The following is a 21958-nucleotide window of genomic DNA, read 5'->3' as shown; positions in this document are numbered from 1 at the left end:
CCCAAATCTGCTATTTTTTGCTTTTTTAGTCATTCTTTTTCATAAAAAAACTTTTCTCGTGTGCGTATAAACTCGACGCTAAATCTAAAAAGAATCTGATATGATACCTTATAGATACCCCAAAAATTACGTCCCGATGTAGACTTTACTACATGGCGACGTAATCTTTCCTACGTCAGGACACAGAGATTCCTGCGTCGCCATGTAATTTCCAGGAATTCAATTAGAAGAATTATTGAAGACTCAAACAACCTTATAGTCAGAATTAAATATAAAAGCTCCAACTTATTAGTTATCCTAACAAGTTGGAGTCTTTATATAATTACCTTTTAGAATTTATTTTTTACAAAATTCCTATTCTTCATTATCTATCGCCAGAAAACAAAAAGCTATGTTTCCACTGCTTCAAGAACCAGTTCAACATCTTCTAATCCATTATCAATGAAATTCACCCTTATATTCCCGATCAGATATTTGGCATATTTATTATCCTTATACTGTTCAAGGAAAAGAACCATATCTTTGGCTGTTCGTTTCAATCTCCAACTGCCCCAATCAAGTTGCTTACACAACGGATTGTTCACCAAGTCCCAGTAGATTACATTGCCTCCCTCCAAATATTCATACGGGACGTTCTTTCCATAAAGCAACGTAGGCATATAGCCATTCCAATTGCCTTTTTTGTCAAAATCAAATGCCTTGTCATGTGCAAGACCAATATAAACATCTTTATACATATAAACAATATTAATTCGTAACTATACACATTTAACAAATGTATTGCCTAGTAATAATCTGCTATTGCCATCATTTATAAAACCAGGACATTTATGAGATGGTACGTTCTTTATTTCTCCTCAAAATAACTACCCGCTTCCATCTTGCAATCCATCGCACGGCATTTGTTGTAGCGCTCCCTGGCTCTGTTTTCTCTGGCAAACATCGCCTTGGTGCCAGCCTCATCTTCTGAGAACTGCAGATGATTGTCGATGCCCATACCATGAGCAATGTTCTCCACATCAAGATCATCGGTACCGATGAAGGTAAAGGTCCAGTTCTGCTTCTTCAGCTTCTCTATGAGGTTCTTGATCATCTTCAGATTATACTCCTCGCTGCAGTTCTCCTCACCATCTGTAATGATAGTCACCAACACGCTGTCATCCTCGGTGGTCAAGGCATTGATCTTGGCGATGCCCATGCCGATGGCATCGTAAAGAGGGGTGCCGCCACATGGATTGTAATCCCTTGACTTCAAAGGCTTAATATGAAGAGCAGACACATTATCATAGAACAGATTCTTGTGGGTGCTGTCGAAGGTGATGAGCGTAACCCGCTGCTCCATATCCTTATGCGTCTTCTGCATTTTCTGAATCGTGGTCAAGGTCTCGTTGATGCCCACCAGTGCCTGGCGCTCGATAATACTCATGCTGCCACTCTCATCTACTACCAAAAGATTGAATACTCGTTTCATAACTTGTTTCTCCTATTTATTTTAAATTGTTCAACATAATTTTATAAGCAAGAAGAACTATTCCCTGCTTCTATTTATCCCTTAAAAGAAAGAATAGAGGGAAAAATTAAGAAAAGGATTATCTTTTTTCCAAAAATATTTTTGTCAGTAGAAATAAAACCCGTACTTTTGCACCAAATTATTATACATATATTATATAAGGAGATGAAAGAAATATTGATAGTAAGCATTGGCAGTTTCTTCGGAGGCGGCATGAGATATTGGATTTCAAAGTTGGTGCAATCCTGCACGGTGATTGCCTTTCCTTTCGGAACGATGGCGGTGAATGTGGCGGGATGCCTCATCATCGGGTTCCTCTCGGGATTGAACTGGCGGGAAGGGGGATGGATGTCGCCATCTGCCAAACTGCTGCTCACCACGGGATTCTGCGGAGGATTCACTACCTTCTCTACCTTTATGAACGAGGGAGCAGGACTGATGAAAGAAGAGAATTACCTCTATATGATGCTCTATCTCTTCGGAAGTCTGGCGCTGGGACTTATCGCCGTTCTCGCCGGACATTATCTGGCGGAAATGATTGCATGAGAAGAAGTAGGAGAATAGAAGAAAAAAGGCTCAGATTGCCGAAGAATATACTGAAGATAGTATTCCATCAAATGAAGAAATGATGAAAATACTATCTTTTTTATTATTTTATATTTCCAAAATGCCTTAATTACGAAATTTATTCGTAAATTTGCAGAAATAATCTGCATTCGACAATTTGAAAGCAAGCTTTCATCATGCTCGTTTGCTTAATTTTTGCACCAATGAATACATTAGATACAAACAATATAAAATGGAGCGAGAATGTAATTATCGCTGACGCCGACTATATCGACCGAGTGGCTTTCGACCTGATAGTCAACTTTGAACGAATGATTAACCGTCGCATCCAACCAGCCGATATGGCACAATGGGCAGTCTGCATTGCCCTTGACGGAGGTCTGAGAGAGGGCGAGCACGAGACACAGGTTGTGCTTATCCACGACAAGCAGTCGATGGCGATGAAGAACTTCCGCCCTGCCAACTATGAGAAGGATCTGAACGCTCAAGCTTTCAAGGATGATAAGCTCGGAGAATTCATCATCTCTTCTTATCCTACAGAGGAAAAGATGGTAGGCAAGGATGACTTCCTCGTAGATGTGGCACGCACCGTATGCAACGCCAAGGAGGTGAAGCGAGTGATGGTAATCCCAAATTCTGAGGATGGAGATGCTTACGACCGACTCCGCGAGATACTCCGCAAGGTAGATGACGATGACAAGCGCATCACACTCTTTGCCATGCAGCCCATGCCAGGCGGCAACTTCAGACAGGAGATTCTTGGATATTCGCTCATGAATGCCCTGGGAATTTCGGCAAATGAGATAAAGTAAACATTAAACACTTAACATTAAAGATAAAAAATGAGTAGAGTACTTATGATAGGCGCAGGTGGCGTGGCTACCGTGGCTGCCTTCAAGATCGTCCAGAACCAGGACGTTTTCACCGAGTTTATGATTGCTAGCCGTCGCAAGGAAAAATGCGATAAGCTGGTTAAGGATATCCATGCCAAGGGCTACAAGATGGATATTCAGACAGCTGAGGTGGATGCCGACGACGTTGAGCAGTTGAAGGCTCTCTTCAATAGCTACAAGCCTGAGCTTGTCATCAACCTAGCTTTGCCTTACCAGGATCTCACTATCATGGATGCCTGTCTGGCTTGCGGTTGCAACTATATGGATACCGCTAACTATGAGCCTAAGGACGAGGCTCACTTCGAGTACTCATGGCAGTGGGCATACAAGGATAAGTTCGAACAGGCTGGTCTCTGCGCTATCCTCGGCTGCGGTTTCGACCCAGGTGTATCAGGCATCTTCACCGCTTATGCAGCCAAGCATCACTTCGATGAGATTGAGGTGCTCGACATCGTGGATTGCAACGCCGGTAACCATCACAAGGCTTTCGCAACCAACTTCAACCCAGAAATCAATATCCGCGAGATTACCCAGAAGGGACTCTGGTATAAGGATGGTGAATGGATTGAAACCGACCCACTCTCTATCCACAAGCCTCTCACCTACCCTAACATCGGCCCTCGCGAGAGCTATCTGATGCACCATGAGGAGTTGGAGAGTCTGGTGAAGAACTACCCTACCATCAAGGAGGCACGCTTCTGGATGACCTTCGGTCAGCAGTATCTCACCTACCTCGACTGCATCCAGAACCTCGGCATGAGCCGCATCGACGAAATCGAATACGAGGCTCCATTGGCAGACGGTTCAGGCAAGACTGCCAAGGTGAAGATTGTTCCTCTGCAGTTCCTCAAGGCCGTATTGCCTAACCCACAGGATCTCGGCGAGAACTATGACGGCGAAACATCTATCGGTTGCCGCATCCGTGGCAAGAAAGACGGCAAGGAGCGCACCTACTACGTTTATAACAACTGCAAGCACCAGGAGGCTTACAACGAAACCGGTATGCAGGGCGTAAGCTACACCACCGGTGTGCCAGCCATGATTGGTGCCATGATGTTCCTCAAGGGCATCTGGAAGAAGCCAGGCGTATGGAACGTAGAGGAGTTCGACCCAGATCCATTCATGGAGCAGTTGAACAAGCAGGGATTGCCATGGCACGAGGTGTTTGATGGCGATTTGGAAATCGACTAAACTTTAAATTAAAATAAGAATATGGCAAAAGAAATGCAAGAGGGAAAATTGAATCCCAATGAAGGCAAACTGAAAGCTCTTCAGGCAGCCATGGCTAAGATAGAAAAGGACTTCGGTAAGGGCTCTATCATGAAACTCGGAGATGAGCACGTTGAGAATATCGAAGTTATCCCTACAGGCAGTATCGCTCTCGACAATGCACTGGGCGTAGGCGGTTATCCTAAGGGACGTATCATCGAAATTTACGGTCCGGAATCTTCCGGTAAGACAACATTGGCTATCCATGCCATCGCAGAGGCTCAGAAGGCTGGCGGTATCGCTGCTTTCATTGATGCTGAGCACGCTTTCGACCGTTTCTATGCGGCTAAATTGGGCGTTGATGTTGATAACTTGTGGATTTCACAACCAGATAATGGTGAGCAGGCGTTGCAGATTGCAGACCAGCTGATCAGTTCTGCTGCTGTAGACATCGTAGTTGTTGACTCTGTTGCCGCCTTGACTCCTAAGAAGGAAATCGAAGGCGATATGGGTGACAATGTGGTAGGTCTTCAGGCTCGATTGATGAGTCAGGCTCTCCGCAAGCTCACTTCTACCATCAGCAAGACCAACACTACCTGCATCTTCATCAACCAGTTGCGCGAGAAGATTGGTGTAATGTTCGGTAACCCAGAGACAACCACCGGTGGTAATGCATTGAAGTTCTATGCATCAGTGCGTTTGGATATCCGCAAGGCAACAGCCATCAAGGACGGCGATGAGGTAGTAGGTAATCTGGTTCGCGTGAAGGTAGTAAAGAACAAGGTGGCTCCTCCTTTCCGCAAGGCAGAGTTCGACATCATGTTTGGCGAAGGCATCAGCCGTGCCGGCGAGGTATTCGGCCTGGCTGTAGTCAACGATATCATCGAAAAGAGCGGCAGCTGGTATAGCTATGGCGGTTCTAAACTCGGACAGGGTGCCGATGCCTGCAAGGCATTGCTCAAGGATAACCCTGAACTTCTCGATGAACTGGAAGCTAAGGTTCGCGAAGCACTTGCTGCTAAGGAACAGAAATAAAGCCAGATAAGGTTTTACACCTTATTATATATAGGAGCTTTATCTGAAAAGAAAGATTTCTCAATCATATTACAGGAATCAAGATAGGGAGAATGCGACATTTTATCGCCTCCCATATCTTGATTCCTTTTATTTTGTCAGCATTATCTGACACCTTGTCAGCCACTTTAAATTTTACAATCCCTTGGCACATGCTTTGTTATGACGGAAAGCGTGAACGCTGAATAGAGAGGTTCCCGACAGATGCATATCTTCGGCAGACTTCCATTAGCCAGCAGTTCATGAGATAAATAACATATTAATAACGATAAAAATAAAAAAAAGATATAATTATGGGAAAAGTAATTGGAATTGACTTGGGTACCACAAACAGTTGTGTTGCCGTTTTCGAAGGTAGCGAACCAGTTGTAATCGCTAACAGTGAAGGTAAGCGTACTACTCCATCAGTAGTAGGTTTCGTTAAGGATGGTGACCGCAAGGTAGGTGATCCTGCTAAGCGTCAGGCCATCACAAACCCTAAGAACACAGTATATTCTATCAAGCGTTTCATGGGTGAGACATACGCTCAGAGCCAGAAAGAGGCTGAGGCAATGCCTTACACAGTAGTAAACGAGGGTGGTTATCCACGTGTTGAAATCGAGGGTCGTAAATATACTCCACAGGAGATTTCTGCAATGGTTCTCCAGAAGATGAAGAAGACTGCAGAGGATTATCTCGGACAGGAGGTTACAGATGCTGTTATCACAGTTCCTGCTTACTTCTCTGACTCACAGCGTCAGGCTACAAAGGAGGCTGGTCAGATTGCAGGTTTGAACGTTCAGCGTATCGTAAATGAGCCTACAGCCGCAGCTTTGGCTTACGGTGTTGACAAGGCTAACAAGGATATGAAGATTGCCGTATTCGACTTGGGTGGTGGTACATTCGATATCTCTATCCTGGAGTTCGGTGGTGGCGTATTCGAGGTACTTTCTACCAATGGTGATACTCACCTGGGTGGTGATGACTTCGACCAGGTAATCATCAACTGGTTGGCTGATGGCTTCAAGGCTGAAGAAGGCGTAGATCTCCGCAAGGACCCTATGGCTATGCAGCGTTTGAAGGAGGCAGCTGAGAAGGCTAAGATTGAGTTGTCAAGCTCTACATCTACCGAAATCAACTTGCCATACATCACAGCCGTAGACGGTATGCCAAAGCACTTGGTTAAGACTTTGACCCGTGCACAGTTCGAGCAGTTGGCTCACAACCTGATTCAGGCTTGCTTGGTACCTTGCCAGAATGCCGTTCGTGACGCTAAGCTCTCTACATCAGATATCGACGAGGTTATCCTGGTTGGTGGTTCAAGCCGTATCCCAGCCGTTCAGACACTCGTTAAGAACTACTTCGGCAAGGAGCCTTCTAAGGGTGTTAACCCAGATGAGGTTGTTGCAGTAGGTGCAGCTATCCAGGGTGCCATCCTGAACAAGGAAGAGGGTGTTGGTGACATCGTATTGCTCGACGTTACTCCATTGACTCTCGGTATCGAGACTATGGGTGGTGTGATGACCAAGCTCATCGATGCTAACTCTACCATCCCTTGCAAGAAGAGCGAGGTATTCTCTACAGCAGCTGATAACCAGACAGAGGTTACCATCCACGTATTGCAGGGTGAGCGCCCAATGGCAGCTCAGAACAAGAGCATTGGCCAGTTTAACCTGACAGGTATCGCTCCAGCTCGCCGTGGTGTTCCTCAGATTGAGGTTACCTTCGATATCGATGCCAACGGTATCTTGAACGTATCAGCTAAGGATAAGGCTACCGGTAAGGAGCAGAGCATCCGCATCGAGGCTTCATCTGGCTTGAGCGAGGACGAGATTAACCGCATGAAGGCTGAGGCAGAGCAGAACGCTGCTGCTGATAAGGCTGAGCGCGAGAAGATTGACAAGATGAACCAGGCTGACAGCATGATCTTCACCACCGAGAACTTCCTGAAGGATAACGGTGATAAGATTCCAGCTGACAAAAAGCCAGGTATCGAGCAGGCTTTGCAGCAGTTGAAGGATGCTCACAAGGCAGGTGATGTTGCAGCTATCGATTCAGCTATCAACAACTTGAACACCGTCATGCAGGCTGCTTCTCAGCAGATGTATCAGGGTGGCCAGCAGGCAGGTCCTCAGGGTGCACAGGGTGGTCAGCAGGCACAGGGCGGCAATGATGGCGCTCAGGACGTACAAGACGCTGACTTCGAGGAGGTTAAGTAATACAGACTAATATTATAATAAAGGCGTACAATGCTCAGAAATGAGTTTTGTACGCCTTTTTTGTTTCATTATGGTTTTTTATATCCCAATAGTTTGCTAATTCGCTGAAAATTATGTATATTTGCAAATTAAGGGAGATAGAACATCGCCCGAAAGAGATAGATAGTTTAAGGTTAATATAAAAGAAAGGAGAACGAGATATGACAAAGAAGAGACCACAGGTAGCGCTGGTTTATGATTTCGACGGCACACTGTCGCCTGGCAATATGCAGGAGTTTGGATTCATACAGGCTACAGGCAAGACAAAAGACGAGTTCTGGGAGAAAAACAGAAAGTTTGCAGAGGGTAAGGATGCCAACGGCATTTTGACCTATATGTATCTGATGCTCGACGAAGCCAAGAAGAACAATATCTCGCTCACCCGGGAATCTTTTCAGAAATTCGGCAAGGATGTAGAACTGTTCCGCGGCGTAAAACAATGGTTTTCGCTCGTGAATGAATATGGCAACAGTATCGGACTGGACGTAAAGCACTACATCAACTCCTCGGGACTGAAGGAGATGATAGAGGGCACACCTATCGCCCACGAATTTGAGAACATCTACGCCTGCTCCTTTCTCTACAATAAGGAGGGAATCGCCTATTGGCCAGCCGTAGCCGTAGACTATACTACCAAAACGCAATTCCTCTTCAAAATCAACAAGGGTATCAAACAGGTGAGCGACAACAGAAGAGTGAACCAGTATATCCCCGACGAAAAGCGCCCTATCCCTTTCCCCCGAATGATATACTTCGGAGATGGAGAAACCGATGTGCCTTGCATGAAGATGGTAAAGGAACATGGCGGCCACTCGATTGCGGTATATGATAACGAGGATAAACAGAAAACAGCCTGCCAGCTTGTCAAGGAGGGACGGGTAAACTTCATGTGCTCAGCCAACTACAGCAAAGGAAGCGTGATGAATATCATCGTAAAGAGAATATTGGATAAAATCAAAGCCGACTTTGAATTCGACCGTCTGATAGAACTGAACCAGAAGAAGGCATGGAAGTAATTTAAAGGTAAAAGAGTAAAAAGGTAAAAGGGTAAAAAGGGCAAGAAAGTAAAGGGAGAAAGGGATTCTTTTGTGAATTCCTTGAAACTTTTCTTGGTTTTGTCGAGGATTATGCTTAATTTTGCACGCAAAAATAATAATATCAAATCATATTAATGGGAAGAAACAAATACTCAGCAGGAGAAATCAAGGAAATCGGCAAGTTGCTGCGACTCAAGAACGCAGGCAACCGTTTACAACAGAAAATGATACGCCACGACCTTCGTGTGGATTATGAATTCAATATCTCTGACTTCAATGAGCCTGGCAAGGCTTTCGGAGAAGAGGAGTTACAGGCAGCCATCAAGCGTGGCGCCATCCAGATTCTCGACGATGCCACCATCGAAGCAATGAAGGCAAAACGTGCCCGAGATAAGGCTCGCGACGAGGCAGAGAGACAGAAAGAAGCCGTAGCCAGCGGTGAACAGACCGACTGGCAGGAGGCTATGAAGGAGTGGAATGAGTATTACGAAAAGTAAAAAGGTAAAAAGTAAAAAGAACATACTGATTACGACATATACCGATTAATAAAATATACTGATTATAAATTATTATGGCTAAAGTATTGATAAAGACATCAGAGGGCGACATCAAGGTGCGCCTCTACGACGAGACACCTCAACATCGTGACAACTTCTTGAAGTTGGCAAAGGAGGGATATTTCGATGGCACTCTCTTCCATCGTGTCATCAAGGATTTTATGATTCAAGGCGGCGACCCTGACAGCAAAGGCGCTCCTAAAGGCAAGATGCTGGGCACAGGTGGTCCTGACTATACCATCCCTGCCGAGTTCGTTTATCCACAACTTTTCCACAAGCGTGGTGCCTTGAGTGCAGCCCGTCTTGGTGACGAGGTAAACCCGGAGCGAGAGAGCAGCGGTAGCCAGTTCTATATTGTATGGGGAAAGACCTACAAGCAGAATGAACTGAAGCAGATGGAAAAGCAGATGGGCATGCAGATGGAACAGAACATCTTCAACCAGCTTGCCAAAGAACATCATGATGAAATTATGAACTTCCGCCGCAACCGCGACCGTGAGGGGCTGATGAAACTCCAGGACGAACTGGTGGATGAAACCAAGAAGCGCTGCAAGGAGCAGGGCTATCCTAAGTTTACCGAGGAGCAGCAGAAGGCTTATACAGAAATAGGCGGAACTCCTTTCCTCGATAACCAATATACCGTTTTCGGTGAAGTAGAGGAAGGACTTGACGTGATAGAGAAGATTCAGAACTGCGAAACATTGCGTGGCGATCGCCCAAAAGAGGATGTTTCTATGCAGGTTTCTGTCATCGAGGAATAAGAAATCTCCATAACGCTCCGCCGGACGGTAAATCCGGCGGAACGCCTAATAAAAACCTAAACAAATATTATATAACTGAACTTTCTGGGCGTATGGGATGTGACTTATGACACACCCTCTTTTTATCCCTCCTTCGTCATTTTTTATTCCGACTTCGTCATTCTATCCGCAATATACATACCTGCCAGAATGCAGCAGGCACCTGCCAGGAAGTAAGGAGTTATCTTTTCGTCCAATACCAGAGAGGCGAAAATCATAGTGGTGATAGGGTTGAAATAAACCCAGTTGGTAGCTTTCACGGCTCCCAGCTTAGAGATACACCAGTTCCAGGTAAGGAAACATATCATGGATGCCAAACAGCCCAGGAACAAGAGATTACCCACCACCTGAGGCTTCATAAATACATCCCATGCCGGCCACCCAGGGATAATAAGATAATAAGGCAAGATGGTAAGCACACCATAGAAGAATACCTTGCGGGTAATAAAAGCTGCGCCATAATCGCCCGATACCGATTTCATCAGGAGCGAATAGACAGCCCAGCACATACATGCCGTAAACGCCAAGGCATCACCAACAGGCGACAGATGCAGCACGAATCTGCCATTCAGCACCACGATAATCATACCTACAAAAGCAAGCAGAGAGCCCAACAACTGTATCATGTTGATGCGCGAAGAATGGCGATAAGCCAGACGAACCAGCAAGGTAGCAAAGAGCGGACAGGAACATACGATGAGCGAAGTATTGGTCGTTGTGGTATAATTCATCGCCTCGTTCTCACTCAGGAAATAGAGCGAACCGCCCGTAATACCCAGCATCGCCATTTTAAACTCATCTTTCCAGCTATCAGCAAACATCCGCTTATGATTCACCATCAGCATCATCATGTATGCGATACTGAAACGGAGCGTAAAGATCTGTGCTGGCGAAAGTCCATTCAGCATCAGCACCTTGGTAGAAACAAAGGTGGTTCCCCAGATAGCTACGGTGATAAAAGCCACAAGATGATATAATAAATTACTATTATTCTGTTTCATTCTATTTTCCTGATTTTTGAAATTCAACTGCAAAATTATAACTTTTATTCGAAATGAGCAAATTGTAAGCAAGAAAAGCAGAAAAAGACAATAAAAAGAGCGAAATTGGAACAAAAGAAAAAGTCTTAGGAGTAAGTGCAGGTACGACTTATCCTAAGACCTTTATTATTTATATAGTTAAAAAATCAAGCCTTATTTTTTCTGGAATACTCTCACATAATCCACTTCCATCTGAACAGGGAGGGCGCTTTCGTCAACACCCTTCATGCCGCCCCAATCACCGCCCCAAGCCAGGTTGAGGATAACATAGAATGGTTTATTGAAAGGCCATGAACCCACATCATTTTTACCGTCATTGTTGAAATTGAGCAGTTCCTTACCATCCACATAGGTCTTGATATAATCAGGAGTCCACTCCAGGCGATAAACGTGGAAACCGTCTTCAGCACCCGCAGTCAGACGTTCCTTGGTAATCTGGGTTCCCATCACGTGATTAAACTTCTCTGTATGGAGCGACGAAGAAGTATAGTTAGGATTAACGCCAACCTCTTCCATAATATCAATCTCGCCACATTTAGGCCAAGGATTTGCTACGAAATCATTGTTGCAAGGCATCATCCAGAAAGCAGGCCATGTGCCCTTACCTTTAGGCAATTTGATGCGAGCTTCGAAGATACCGTAAAGCCAGCCCTGGGTTTCGTGAGCATATACGCGACCCGAATAAATCTTGCCGTTGCTGCCCTTGAAACAGTTGATATAAAGCCGGTTATCTGCAATTTCTGTTACACGCTTACCATCAGCAGAGCCGTTCGCATAATTCTGAAGTTCATTATTCACCCAGCCCGCCTTCTGCACCTCATGACGCCAATCGGTACTATTCAACTCAGAGCCTTCATTAAACTCATCATTCCAGACCAGTTTGTACCCCTCAGGAATCACCATTTCGCCCCCTTCAATAGGAGTGACCTGTTTTCCAGCCTGATGCACTGGCACCGATACCTTCTTATCCTCTAATGAAATCTCGACACTTCCGTCAAGAGCTACAGACGATTTATTCTCTTCCACATCTACAGTTACCATACCCATAGCTTTGTTATTACCGCTGGTACTCACTTTAAACCAAGGGTATACATTTGCCGTAGGACCTTCTCCAGGGAAGGATGCTCTCGCCTCCCAGCCTCCTTCAGAAGCCACAATCATGATTTTATAAGTACCGCCCTTAGCAGGAACATCTATGCTCGTAGGAGAGCAGGATATCGTCACCTCTCCATCGCCGTCAGAAGAGCTGCTGCTGCAAGAAAGCAGCATAAGCGAGAGAAGGAAGGAAAATATTTTCAAGAATTTCATGTCATTTAAAATTTAGAAAGGGAGCCACTCCTACTTATTCATAGGAGCAGCTCCTGTATAATTCTATATAAACCTATAAAACCTAAAGCCTATTTCACAATCAAAACGATATCGCTGACAGTTATTTCTGCATCAACAGGCGCGCCAGCGAAGTCCATAACAAGCTTCACTTTCTCCATATCACCTGCCTTACTACCTTGGATAGTCGCATTGTCATAACGAACCACATATTCACCATTAACGTTCTGATACATATCAGCAAACAAATAGCTGTCATCATTACCTGTGTCACACAACTTAAATGTTGCTAAAGGCAACTTAGCTGTAGTAGTAACCTTGCAAGAGAAATCCACCTTCTGACCCATCTTAATAGATATAGGAGCCTCTGTTAATGCCCACTGTGCATGCCATTGTTCAGCTGGAGTTTCAACTGGGATAACAATTGTATGCTTACTGCCCTTATGGGTGATAACCGGAGAACAATCTATAGCTCCCCAACCTGCATCGCCAAACCAATTGGTATTTACAAACGATTGAGCCTCATCCACAGCCTTCCAAAGGTTGCCCGCTGTATTGTAGTCGAAAGGCACCTTGATTTCCTCTGGTACTTCCGTTCCGTCATCATTGGCATGATCTTTCAATACAAGGCTCTCTATCATGATTTCATCGCCAGCTTTATTGCCACCAAAATCGAAGACAATCTTCAAGTTTGAGATGTCCACACCGTCGAGGTCAGAGCCGAAGAGACATTTTGGTTCACCTGCCTCCAACTTTATGTCTTTATCCATCAAGATAGCATCATCATCGTCTGTTTGGCAGAGCTTAACCTTCACACCACCATGACCCAAGTTTGATGTCAAGATGACAGAGAAATCGTAGTGCTTGTCAGCAGAAGTAGAGATACCTAAGTTGGTGAAAGGAACCTGAGCTTGCCAACGTTCGGTAGTTGCCTCAGGGAGCTTCAATGTATAGCATCCCTTGCTGTAGCTACAAACCGGGTCAGCAATTTGGCTCCATCCTGGAGCATAATAGCCAGCAGAAGGTTTTTCAGGGAAAGAAATTTTCTTGAAGAGATTAAACTCACTATCCTCTACGAAACCTGCGAAGCCATTCATCTTGGTTTTCTCCACCGTGAATTGCTTCTTGACGCTCTCCTTGCTAATACCATTGCGATTCTTCACAAAGCACTCCACATCGTATGTTCCCTTCTTACGATAATACTTAGAGAGGTTGAAAGCAGAAGAATAGGCACCATCTATCACCCATACCGGAGTAATGCCTGCCTTGCTATCAAACGTGAAGTTGGCGGTGTTGGTCTCTTGGTCAACATCTATCTTGAAGTTGTCGGCGAAGTCGGCTACATTAGGCAACTCACCGTTGGCACCAGAGAACTCCTCTGCAGAACATGCGCTGAGCATCAATCCACCCAGAAGAGCATAAGCCATATTTCGAAACATCTTTTTCATATTGCTGAAATCTTAAAGTTAATATTTTATTAGGGGGTAGAGGAAACTATTGTTCCTCTACCTTAATAAGTTTTAATAATTGTTCTGAACCAAAGCCGGGTCGGAATCAAGCTCAGCCTGTGCGATAGGAATATACTTCTTGGATTCTGTCCAGGAGTTGGTGCGATAGCCGTAGCTGTCTGGTACCAACACGGTAGCAGCCTTGCCTGTGCGAACGAGATCGAAGTAACGCTTACCCTCGCCTACAAACTCCAAGTGGCGCTCATTGATAACATCATCCAGAGTTACGGCTCCAAGCTCTGCAATTCCTGCTCGACGACGGATTTTATTCACATAATCCTTTGCCAAGCCAGCATCACCACCAGTCTCAAGCAACAGTTCTGCAGCATTGAGATAAGCCTCGGCTACACGATAGAAACGATAGTTGTTGTTATAGTTCAGATTGGTATCGAAACCTGCATCGGCATTGTTCTCAGTAAAAGGACGGTACTTAGCCAACCAAAGACCTGTATCTTGATAGCGCTTATGATAATGCGTATCATCAGCATCACCATCAGTACCCATTCCACGACAATCCCAGCAAGTAGCTGCACGACGAGTGTCATTGTCAGAGTACAAGTCGTATGTTTCCTGTCTTACAGGCAAGAAGCCCCAACCATCGCTGGCTTGCTTCACCCAGCCATCACCACCTGGCCATGCATTAGGTGAAATCAAAGTAGGAAGAATTGTGCCACCGATAGCCAATGGAGAACTCCAACCACGCTCGTTGTTACCATCCTCGTAGTTGATTTCCCAAATTGACTCCTTGCACCATTCACCACTTTCCTTCCAAATGTCGGCGAAATTATCCATCAATCCATATTCGCTCTTGTCGTTGATAATCTCTTGCATATATTGCAATGCCTTTGGATAGCGGGTCTTATCGTTTTGGTACATTACCATTTCGGCATACATCATGTAGCACATCGCCTGAGACATACGACCGCTGTTCTTGTCATCCCAACGCATAGGCAAAACCTTAGAGTTAATGACTGCCTCAAGCTCGGTAATGAGATTATTATACACCTCGTCTGCCTTCAACTGAGGAGCTGTATATGGAATGCTCAAATTCTCAAGATAGAAAGGGATATTTCCGAAGTAATGCCACAAGTTGTTGTAGAAATATACTCGGAGGGCACGTCCCTGCATCTCATAGGAAGCCTTATTTTCTGCGGTGAGATTACCCGCAGCCCAAGGAATATACTTCAAGAGGTCGTTGCAACGCTTGATGCCAGAGTAATCAACTGTCCAAAGTGAACTCAATGTGTTGCTAGCATTCGCCTCAAAGTTAAACAGCATATGCCACTGTTGGTTATCATTTTTGTCACTACCTCCTACCCAGAAGTCATCGCCCATGATTTCGGCATCGATATTAAGAGCATTATACTGTCCCAATCCCCAATCTGGCCAGTGGATAGGGTCATAAGCAGCATTCAAAGCCTCATTGATGTGCTCATCTGTGGTATAATATTCCTCCAGAGGCTCACCCGATGGGTTCTCTACCTCAAGGAAGTTGTCGCTACAAGATGTGGTTGCCAAGGTCATACTGGCTGCCATCACACCGAGTGCTATATATTTCATTGTCTTCATAATTGTCAATGTTTTAAGATGTTCTACATTTAGAATGAAAGATTGAAACCGATGGTGTAGGTGCGTGCTTGTGGATAGATACCACGGTCAACACCGAGAGAGGTACCACCAGAAGAAATTTCTGGGTCGAAGCCCCAATACTTTGTCCACGTTATCAAGTTCTCCGCCATCACATAGAAACGTAAACAGCTGATGGAGAGCTTCTGTGTCAAGTTCTTTGGCAAAGTATAACCCAATGAGATATTCTTCACACGGAGATAAGAGCCATCACAAATATAGAGATCTGATACCTGCCAGTTGGTTGCATCACCAGCCTTCAGGATAGGATACTTGTTGGATGTACCCTCACCTGTCCAACGGCTCAGCATCCAAGACGGGAAGTTACCTGAGTAGACATCTGTACGATAAGTGGCATCAAACACCTTGTTGCCTGTCACGCCCTGCAGGAAGAGGTTGAAGTCGAATCCCTTCCACTCAGCACCAAGGTTGAAACCGAAGGTCCACTTTGGTGTGCCGTTACCGATATTGGTACGGTCGTCTGCACTAATCTTACCATCCCCATTCACATCAACGAAGCGGACATCACCTGGTTGTGCATCTGGCATAATCATATTACCATCCTTGTTGACATAAGCCTTCACCTCATCCATGTTCTGGAATACACCAGCGGTCTTATAACCATAGAAATATGGGAAAGGCTGACCATTGCTACCACGGGTGCCACCACCTGAAAGACCTTGGAAGGTATCGAGGTCAATATAACCAGTGTCATTACCAAGGTTGGTCAACTCATTGTGCAAGTAGCTTACATTAGCCTTGGCATTGAAGCGAGCATCAGAAATGTGCCACTTGTAGCCGAGTTCAAACTCAAGACCTGAGTTCTTCATATCACCCACGTTGCCGATAGGCTTTGTCTCACCTACATAACTTGGGATAGGCATGGTAATCAACATACCGTTGGTCTTCTTCACATAGTAATCGGCACTGAATGTCAAGGCACTGCCGAAGAAGCCGAAGTCGAAGCCGATGTCTGTCTGCTCACTTTCCTCCCACTTCAAGTCAGGATTGGCTGTGGCGTTTGCCTTAGAGCCATTAAACTTGGTGGCGTTCTTGCCGAAAAGCACATTGTTACCCATAGAGGTCAGCACTGTGTAGCGGAAATCACCGATATTATCGTTACCATTCTTACCCCAGCTGGCACGGAACTTCAAGTTGCTCAACCAATCGCGAGTGCTCTCCATGAATTTTTCATTCATGATGTTCCATCCAACAGATGCAGATGGGAAAGTACCATACTTATTATTGGTTCCGAAACGGCTTGATCCATCACGACGTACAGTTGCCTGGAACATATACTTCTCATCATAGTTGTAACTGATTCGACCGAAGAGAGAAGAAATGGTATGAACCACATTATTACCACCATATACAGAGTGCTGAATGGTAGGAGTTCCTACAGAGATTATCTTTCCTTCTTCATCAGTAACGATAGTTTGCACATAGTTACCTGTTGCATAGTCGATAGAAGGCTTGTTCACATTCACCAAGTTCCAACGGCTACCACCTAGGTAATCGCTCTTGTTCTTCATGGCACTCTGACCTAACACCACAGCAAAACTATGCTTACCTATGGTCTTGTCGTAAGTCAAAGTATTCTCCACCTGCCAGTTGATACCCTTGCTAGAGCTCTTGGAAGCTGAGGTGTGGGTTTGCTTGTTATTACCAGACAAGTAGTACTTAGAAGCCACATAGCTGTCTGTACCCCAGAAGCTGAGGTCGGCGCTGTAAGTAAAATGATATTTCAAGTTGTCCCACAACTGGAGGTCGATGGAAAACTTAGGCACAAACTTATGTGACCAGTTCTTGGCTGCAGGAATACTCATCATAGCCAATGGGTTGTTCATTTCCTGATAGGTACCAGCCATACCTGGAATTGTATAGTAATTACCATTGGCATCACGAGGAATTTCATAAAAATCACGTGTACCTATTACTTTTCCTTCACTATCATAAACGTTTGGATCTTCCAGTTTGTCATAATAAGACTTTGCTACATTCCCATCTGTAACAGTTGGAGCCAATGTTGGAGCCATATAGAGGGCACTGCCAAGCACAGAGCCAAACTCTGAATTGGTTGAGATACCGGTGCTCTTGACACGTGTATAGGCCATATTGACGGTTACATCGAGCTTATTGAGGAAGTTGCGCTCCTTCGATGCATCCATCACATTATATATATTGTTAGAGCGGAGTGAGAGGCGCTCATAGTTGCTCTGTCCGTAGTTACCGCCTACGATACCCTCCTGCTTGTAATAGCCCATAGAGAGATAGTAGTTGATTTTTTCAGAGGCACCACTGATGCTCACCTCATGATTCTGCACTGGCGCATTGTCATTGAAAACAAGGTTTTGCCAATCAGTACCGAAACCATTAATTGCTTTGCCATTGGAATCTGTCAATGCATAAGGGTCTGCAAAAACTGGAGCTTGACCGCCGTTTACGGCACGCTCATTCTGAAGGATTGCATAATCGGTAGCGCTGGTTACATCGCGCTTCTTCCATGCGCTCTGCCAGCCGTAAGAGAAGTTATAGTTAATCTGTGCCTTGCCCATCTTACCCTTCTTGGTAGTAACGAGGATAACACCATTGGCTGCACGTGCACCATAAATGGCACCAGAAGCGGCATCCTTCAGCACCTCGATACTCTCGATGTCGCTAGGGTTGAGATAATCCAAGCCACCCTCGATAGGCATGCCGTCTACGATATAGAGAGGGTCAGAGTTGTTGATGGTACCTGTACCACGTACACGAACCTTGGAACCCTCACCAGGCTGTCCTGAAGAAGAGGTTACGTTGACACCGGCAGCCAGACCCTTCAATGCGTTATCAACACGCACTGGGCTCTTGCCAGCCAAATCTTCGGTGCTCACTTTAGCGATAGCTGCAGTTACCACGCTCTTCTTCTGAACACCGTAACCTACAACAACCACTTCATCCAAAGCCTTGTCGTCTTGTTTCAGAGTAATCTTCATGTTGGCTGAAGGACGAATCTCTGCATCCTTGTAGCCAATGTAGGTGATAACCAAGGTCTGGTTAGCATCTGCATCAATGACAAAGTTACCATCAAGGTCGGTAATTGCACCGGCACCCTTGACGCCTTTAACCTGTATGGTGGCTCCGATAACGGGTTCACCCAGGTCATCCAACACGACACCCTTAAAGGTGTTTTTCTGTGCGAGCGCTGACGTCGACATCAATAATGCAGTCGCCAGCAATAGACTTTTTGTTTTCATATTCGATTATTAGTTTAGAAAAATATCTGTTTGTTAGTTCACTCTATTATAATAATGTTTAAGACTGTGCGGCAGTGCAGTTCCTAAAATGAGTTAAGCCGTGTTTTCGATTGCAAATATAATATGATTTTTTGATAATTCCTAGCACCTTCAACAGATAAGTGGAAAGAAAACTTTTATAAAATAATCTATATTGTTAATTTTCAGACACTTAATAGTCTCTAACAACTACATGAAAGTGGATGGCTTAAAATAAAGGAAATGAGGCTGGAACACCCTTAAAAAGTTACATCAGTATTTTTCAGTGTTCACACTCTGCCACTTTTCATTCGCACCACAACACATTTATTTCCCTAACTATCAGCGGTTTATAAAAGTCCCATTTTTACACCCATCCACTTTTCACTTATCACCCACCATTTTTTCATTATTTATTTAGTAATTTTGCAGATGAATGAGCAAATACGCCTAAACACACAAAAGACGTGAGAGGCGGTGTGCATAACAAACAACTGCAAGAAATAAACAAACCATAATAAATATTCATACTTATGAAACAGTTCATTTTATCATGTGTCCTGTCGGTTGCAGCCATCGCTCCATCTCAGGCACAGCAGACTACCAGACAATTGCCAGTCTATCTCGACCAGACCAAGCCGGTAGAGCAGCGCATCGATGATGCCATCTCCCGCATGACGCTGGCAGAGAAGATACGCATCATCCATGCTCAGAGCAAGTTTTCATCAGCCGGTGTACCACGCTTGGGATTTCCTGACTTCTGGACGGATGACGGACCTCACGGAGTGCGTCCTGACGTATTGTGGGATGAGTGGGAACAGGCTGGCCAGACCAACGACTCCTGTGTAGCCTTCCCTGCCCTCACCTGTCTTGCCGCATCATGGAATCCGCAGATGAGCCGCATCTATGGCGAAGCATTGGGCGAAGAAGCCCTGTATCGCGGCAAGAACATGATTCTGGGTCCTGGCGTCAACATCTACCGCACGCCTCTCAACGGCCGCAACTTCGAGTATATGGGCGAAGATCCGTTCCTGGCAAGCATCATGGTAGTGCCGTATATTCAGGGATTGCAGTCTAAGGGCGTATCAGCCTGCGTAAAGCACTATTGCCTGAACAACGATGAGGAATACCGCCATCAGGTCAACGTAATTGTCAGCGACCGTGCTCTCCACGAAATCTATCTCCCTGCCTTCAAGGCGGCTGTTGAGAAGGGTAAGACATGGGGTATCATGGGAGCCTACAACCTATATAAGAATGAGCACAACTGCCACAACCAGTGGACCCTGAACAAGATTCTGAAGGGCGACTGGAAGTATGATGGTGTCGTGGTAAGCGACTGGGGCGGTGCCCACGACCTGGAGCAGTCTGTAAAGAACGGGCTGGATATGGAGTTCGGCACCTGGACAGACGGTCTTACGATGGGCGCTACCAATGCCTACGACAACTATTATCTCTCCATGCCTTACATGAAGGCCATACAGGAAGGCAAGTTCACCCAGAAGGAGCTGGACGATAAGGTGCGCCGCGTATTGCGCCTCTTCTATCGCACCACGATGAATCCGAACCGCCCTCATGGTTTCCTCTGTTCCGAGAGCCATTATGCAGCAGCCAGACAGATCGCAGAGGAAGGCATCGTATTGCTCCAGAACAGGAACAATGTGCTCCCTATCAACACCCAGAAGGCTAAGCGCGTGCTGGTAGTGGGCGAGAATGCCATCAAGATGATGACCGTAGGCGGAGGCTCTTCTTCGCTCAAGGTACAGCGCGAGATTTCGCCTCTCGATGGCCTGAAGACACGCTTGGGCAAGGACGGCATCGAGGTAGATTATGCCCGCGGATATGTGGGCGATGTAACGGGCAACTACAATGGCGTTACAACCGGCCAGAACCTGGAAGACAAGCGCAGCGAGGCTGAACTGATAGCCGAAGCCGTAGAGAAAGCCAAGACTGCCGACTATATCATCATGTTTGGTGGTCTGAACAAGAGCGATTTCCAGGACTGTGAGGGTCACGACCGCAAGCATTATGAGTTGCCATACCATCAGGATAAGCTGATCGAGGCTTTGGCTAAGGCAAACAGAAACTTCGTTTATGTCAACATCTCGGGCAATGCGGTAGCTATGCCTTGGAAGGCTAAGGTTGCCGGCATCGTACAGGGCTGGTTCATCGGTTCGGAGAGCGGCGAAGCCCTTGCAAGCATCCTTACAGGCGATGCCAACCCTAGCGGCAAGTTGCCGTTTACATGGGTCAACTCGCTGAAGGAAACAGGTGCTCATGCACTCAATACCTATCCGGGAACCTGGCGTCAGGAAGGTGGAGCCAGCACGAAGGGCAACATCATTGATGAGGAATATAAGGAAGGCATCTATGTAGGTTACCGCTGGACCGATAAGGAGCGCATCAAGCCTACCTTTGCATTCGGTCACGGCTTGAGCTACACCCAGTTTGCCATCTCTAATCTGCGCAGCGACAAGATACAGATGAAGCAGGACGGCACAATCACCTTTACCGTAAACGTAAAGAATACCGGAAAGCATGCCGGAGCCGAGACGGTTCAGCTCTATATCCACGATGTCAAGTCATCAGTAGACCGCCCTCAGAAGGAGCTGAAGGGATTCCAGAAGGTTTATCTCCAGCCAGGTGAGAGCAAGGATATCAGCATCACCATCAGCAAAGAGGCCCTCAGTTTCTACGATGAGGCATCTTCATCCTGGAAGGCTGAAGCCGGAAAGTTTGAGGCTCTTGTTGGTAATGCAGCCGATAACCTGAAGCTCAAGAAAGCCTTCGAGCTCTTTTAAAAAGAATGATTCGATTCTGAGAAATTGAACGGAGAAAAGAAATAAATATAACGCATAAAAGCTTGTTACGGTGAAACGCCGTAACAAGCTTTTATTGTATTCCCCTGCTTTTCATCCATTGACAAGCTCGCGTAGGAACGGGGATTTTCCAAAAATATCAATATTCTGATTATCAGATGACTACCCATGTGTCGTGTTTCACGACACATGGGTACCTAAAGCATTTACTCATTTCTAAAACAACTAACATACTGATTATCGTACAGTTAACTCACATAATACGATAAAACACCGTGCATGGGTATCTGCAGCATTTACTCCTAAGATTTCGCAAGTTTGCGTGCTGCTTACAAAAAAACTTGACATATCATTTCTAGTAACAAGAATTCAGATGATCTTCGGGGAAAAAGAGCAAAGCGTTAAAGCGTGACAGTTGTGACAGTTGTGACAGTTTTCAGCGGAGGGGTACATGCATTTCCCCTACTTTCAATCTGTAAGTATTATATATACTTATATATTTAT

General features: G+C 45.5%; 16 protein-coding genes. 9 read left to right on the top strand and 7 right to left on the bottom strand.

Annotated elements, in window-relative coordinates:
- Positions 1-389 precede the first annotated feature (389 nt).
- Both DWV53_RS13400 and DWV53_RS13395 read right to left on the bottom strand, forming a co-directional pair.
- Positions 390-737 carry a hypothetical protein gene (locus tag DWV53_RS13400; protein ID WP_118154855.1) on the bottom strand — a complete coding sequence of 116 codons (348 nt, stop codon included), beginning with the start codon at positions 735-737 and terminating at the stop codon, positions 390-392.
- Between the two features lie 110 nt (positions 738-847).
- On the bottom strand, positions 848-1471 hold the full coding sequence (locus tag DWV53_RS13395; protein ID WP_118154852.1) for a vWA domain-containing protein: 624 nt from the start codon (positions 1469-1471) through the stop codon (positions 848-850).
- Positions 1472-1675: 204 nt separating this feature from the next.
- On the opposite strand from DWV53_RS13395, the gene crcB reads away from it, so the two are divergent.
- The 8 genes from crcB to DWV53_RS13355 all read left to right on the top strand — a co-directional run bounded on the left by crcB (position 1676) and on the right by DWV53_RS13355 (position 9845).
- Entirely contained in the window at positions 1676-2056 is a 381-nt protein-coding gene (gene crcB, locus DWV53_RS13390) for a fluoride efflux transporter CrcB (RefSeq protein WP_118154849.1), read from the top strand.
- Positions 2057-2280: 224 nt separating this feature from the next.
- Positions 2281-2889, top strand: a complete 609-nt coding sequence (locus DWV53_RS13385; protein WP_117586401.1) for a DUF6621 family protein — start codon at positions 2281-2283, stop codon at positions 2887-2889.
- A gap of 30 nt (positions 2890-2919) precedes the next feature.
- Entirely contained in the window at positions 2920-4161 is a 1242-nt protein-coding gene (locus tag DWV53_RS13380; RefSeq protein ID WP_006848470.1) for a saccharopine dehydrogenase family protein, read from the top strand.
- A 21-nt stretch (positions 4162-4182) separates the two neighbouring features.
- Positions 4183-5214, top strand: coding sequence for a recombinase RecA (gene recA, locus DWV53_RS13375; RefSeq protein WP_118154846.1), 1032 nt, complete (start codon positions 4183-4185; stop codon positions 5212-5214).
- 332 nt (positions 5215-5546) lie between these two features.
- Positions 5547-7451: a molecular chaperone DnaK gene (gene dnaK, locus DWV53_RS13370; protein ID WP_118154843.1), complete on the top strand. Its 1905-nt coding sequence runs from the start codon at positions 5547-5549 to the stop codon at positions 7449-7451.
- Positions 7452-7651: 200 nt separating this feature from the next.
- On the top strand, positions 7652-8506 hold the full coding sequence (locus DWV53_RS13365) for an HAD family hydrolase (protein ID WP_118154840.1): 855 nt from the start codon (positions 7652-7654) through the stop codon (positions 8504-8506).
- Positions 8507-8661: 155 nt separating this feature from the next.
- A complete protein-coding gene (locus tag DWV53_RS13360; protein ID WP_022120298.1) occupies positions 8662-9024 on the top strand; it encodes a hypothetical protein in 363 nt (120 codons plus the stop codon).
- A gap of 74 nt (positions 9025-9098) precedes the next feature.
- Complete coding sequence (locus tag DWV53_RS13355; protein ID WP_437181753.1) at positions 9099-9845, top strand: peptidylprolyl isomerase; 747 nt, start codon at positions 9099-9101, stop codon at positions 9843-9845.
- Between the two features lie 143 nt (positions 9846-9988).
- Here DWV53_RS13355 and DWV53_RS13350 read toward each other — a convergent pair whose 3' ends face one another.
- The 5 genes from DWV53_RS13350 to DWV53_RS13330 form a co-directional block, all read right to left on the bottom strand.
- Positions 9989-10885, bottom strand: coding sequence for a DMT family transporter (locus DWV53_RS13350; RefSeq protein WP_118154834.1), 897 nt, complete (start codon positions 10883-10885; stop codon positions 9989-9991).
- Positions 10886-11077: 192 nt separating this feature from the next.
- Positions 11078-12232 carry a family 16 glycosylhydrolase gene (locus DWV53_RS13345; protein WP_118154831.1) on the bottom strand — a complete coding sequence of 385 codons (1155 nt, stop codon included), beginning with the start codon at positions 12230-12232 and terminating at the stop codon, positions 11078-11080.
- 89 nt (positions 12233-12321) lie between these two features.
- Positions 12322-13698: a hypothetical protein gene (locus tag DWV53_RS13340; RefSeq protein WP_147468801.1), complete on the bottom strand. Its 1377-nt coding sequence runs from the start codon at positions 13696-13698 to the stop codon at positions 12322-12324.
- A 72-nt stretch (positions 13699-13770) separates the two neighbouring features.
- The gene (locus DWV53_RS13335; protein ID WP_118154825.1) at positions 13771-15327 is read right to left on the bottom strand and encodes a RagB/SusD family nutrient uptake outer membrane protein; all 1557 of its coding nucleotides are present in this window, start codon (positions 15325-15327) and stop codon (positions 13771-13773) included.
- A 29-nt stretch (positions 15328-15356) separates the two neighbouring features.
- Positions 15357-18620, bottom strand: coding sequence for a SusC/RagA family TonB-linked outer membrane protein (locus DWV53_RS13330; RefSeq protein ID WP_118085652.1), 3264 nt, complete (start codon positions 18618-18620; stop codon positions 15357-15359).
- A gap of 551 nt (positions 18621-19171) precedes the next feature.
- On the opposite strand from DWV53_RS13330, the gene DWV53_RS13325 reads away from it, so the two are divergent.
- Positions 19172-21436 (top strand): glycoside hydrolase family 3 C-terminal domain-containing protein, encoded by a 2265-nt coding sequence (locus DWV53_RS13325; RefSeq protein WP_118154822.1) that lies wholly within the window; start codon positions 19172-19174, stop codon positions 21434-21436.
- Positions 21437-21958 lie beyond the last annotated feature (522 nt).

The organism is Segatella copri (assembly GCF_003465495.1).
Classification (GTDB): domain Bacteria; phylum Bacteroidota; class Bacteroidia; order Bacteroidales; family Bacteroidaceae; genus Prevotella; species Prevotella copri_G.
The sequence above is the reverse complement of the archived record's forward strand: the minus strand, read 5'-3'. Positions and strand labels throughout refer to the sequence as shown.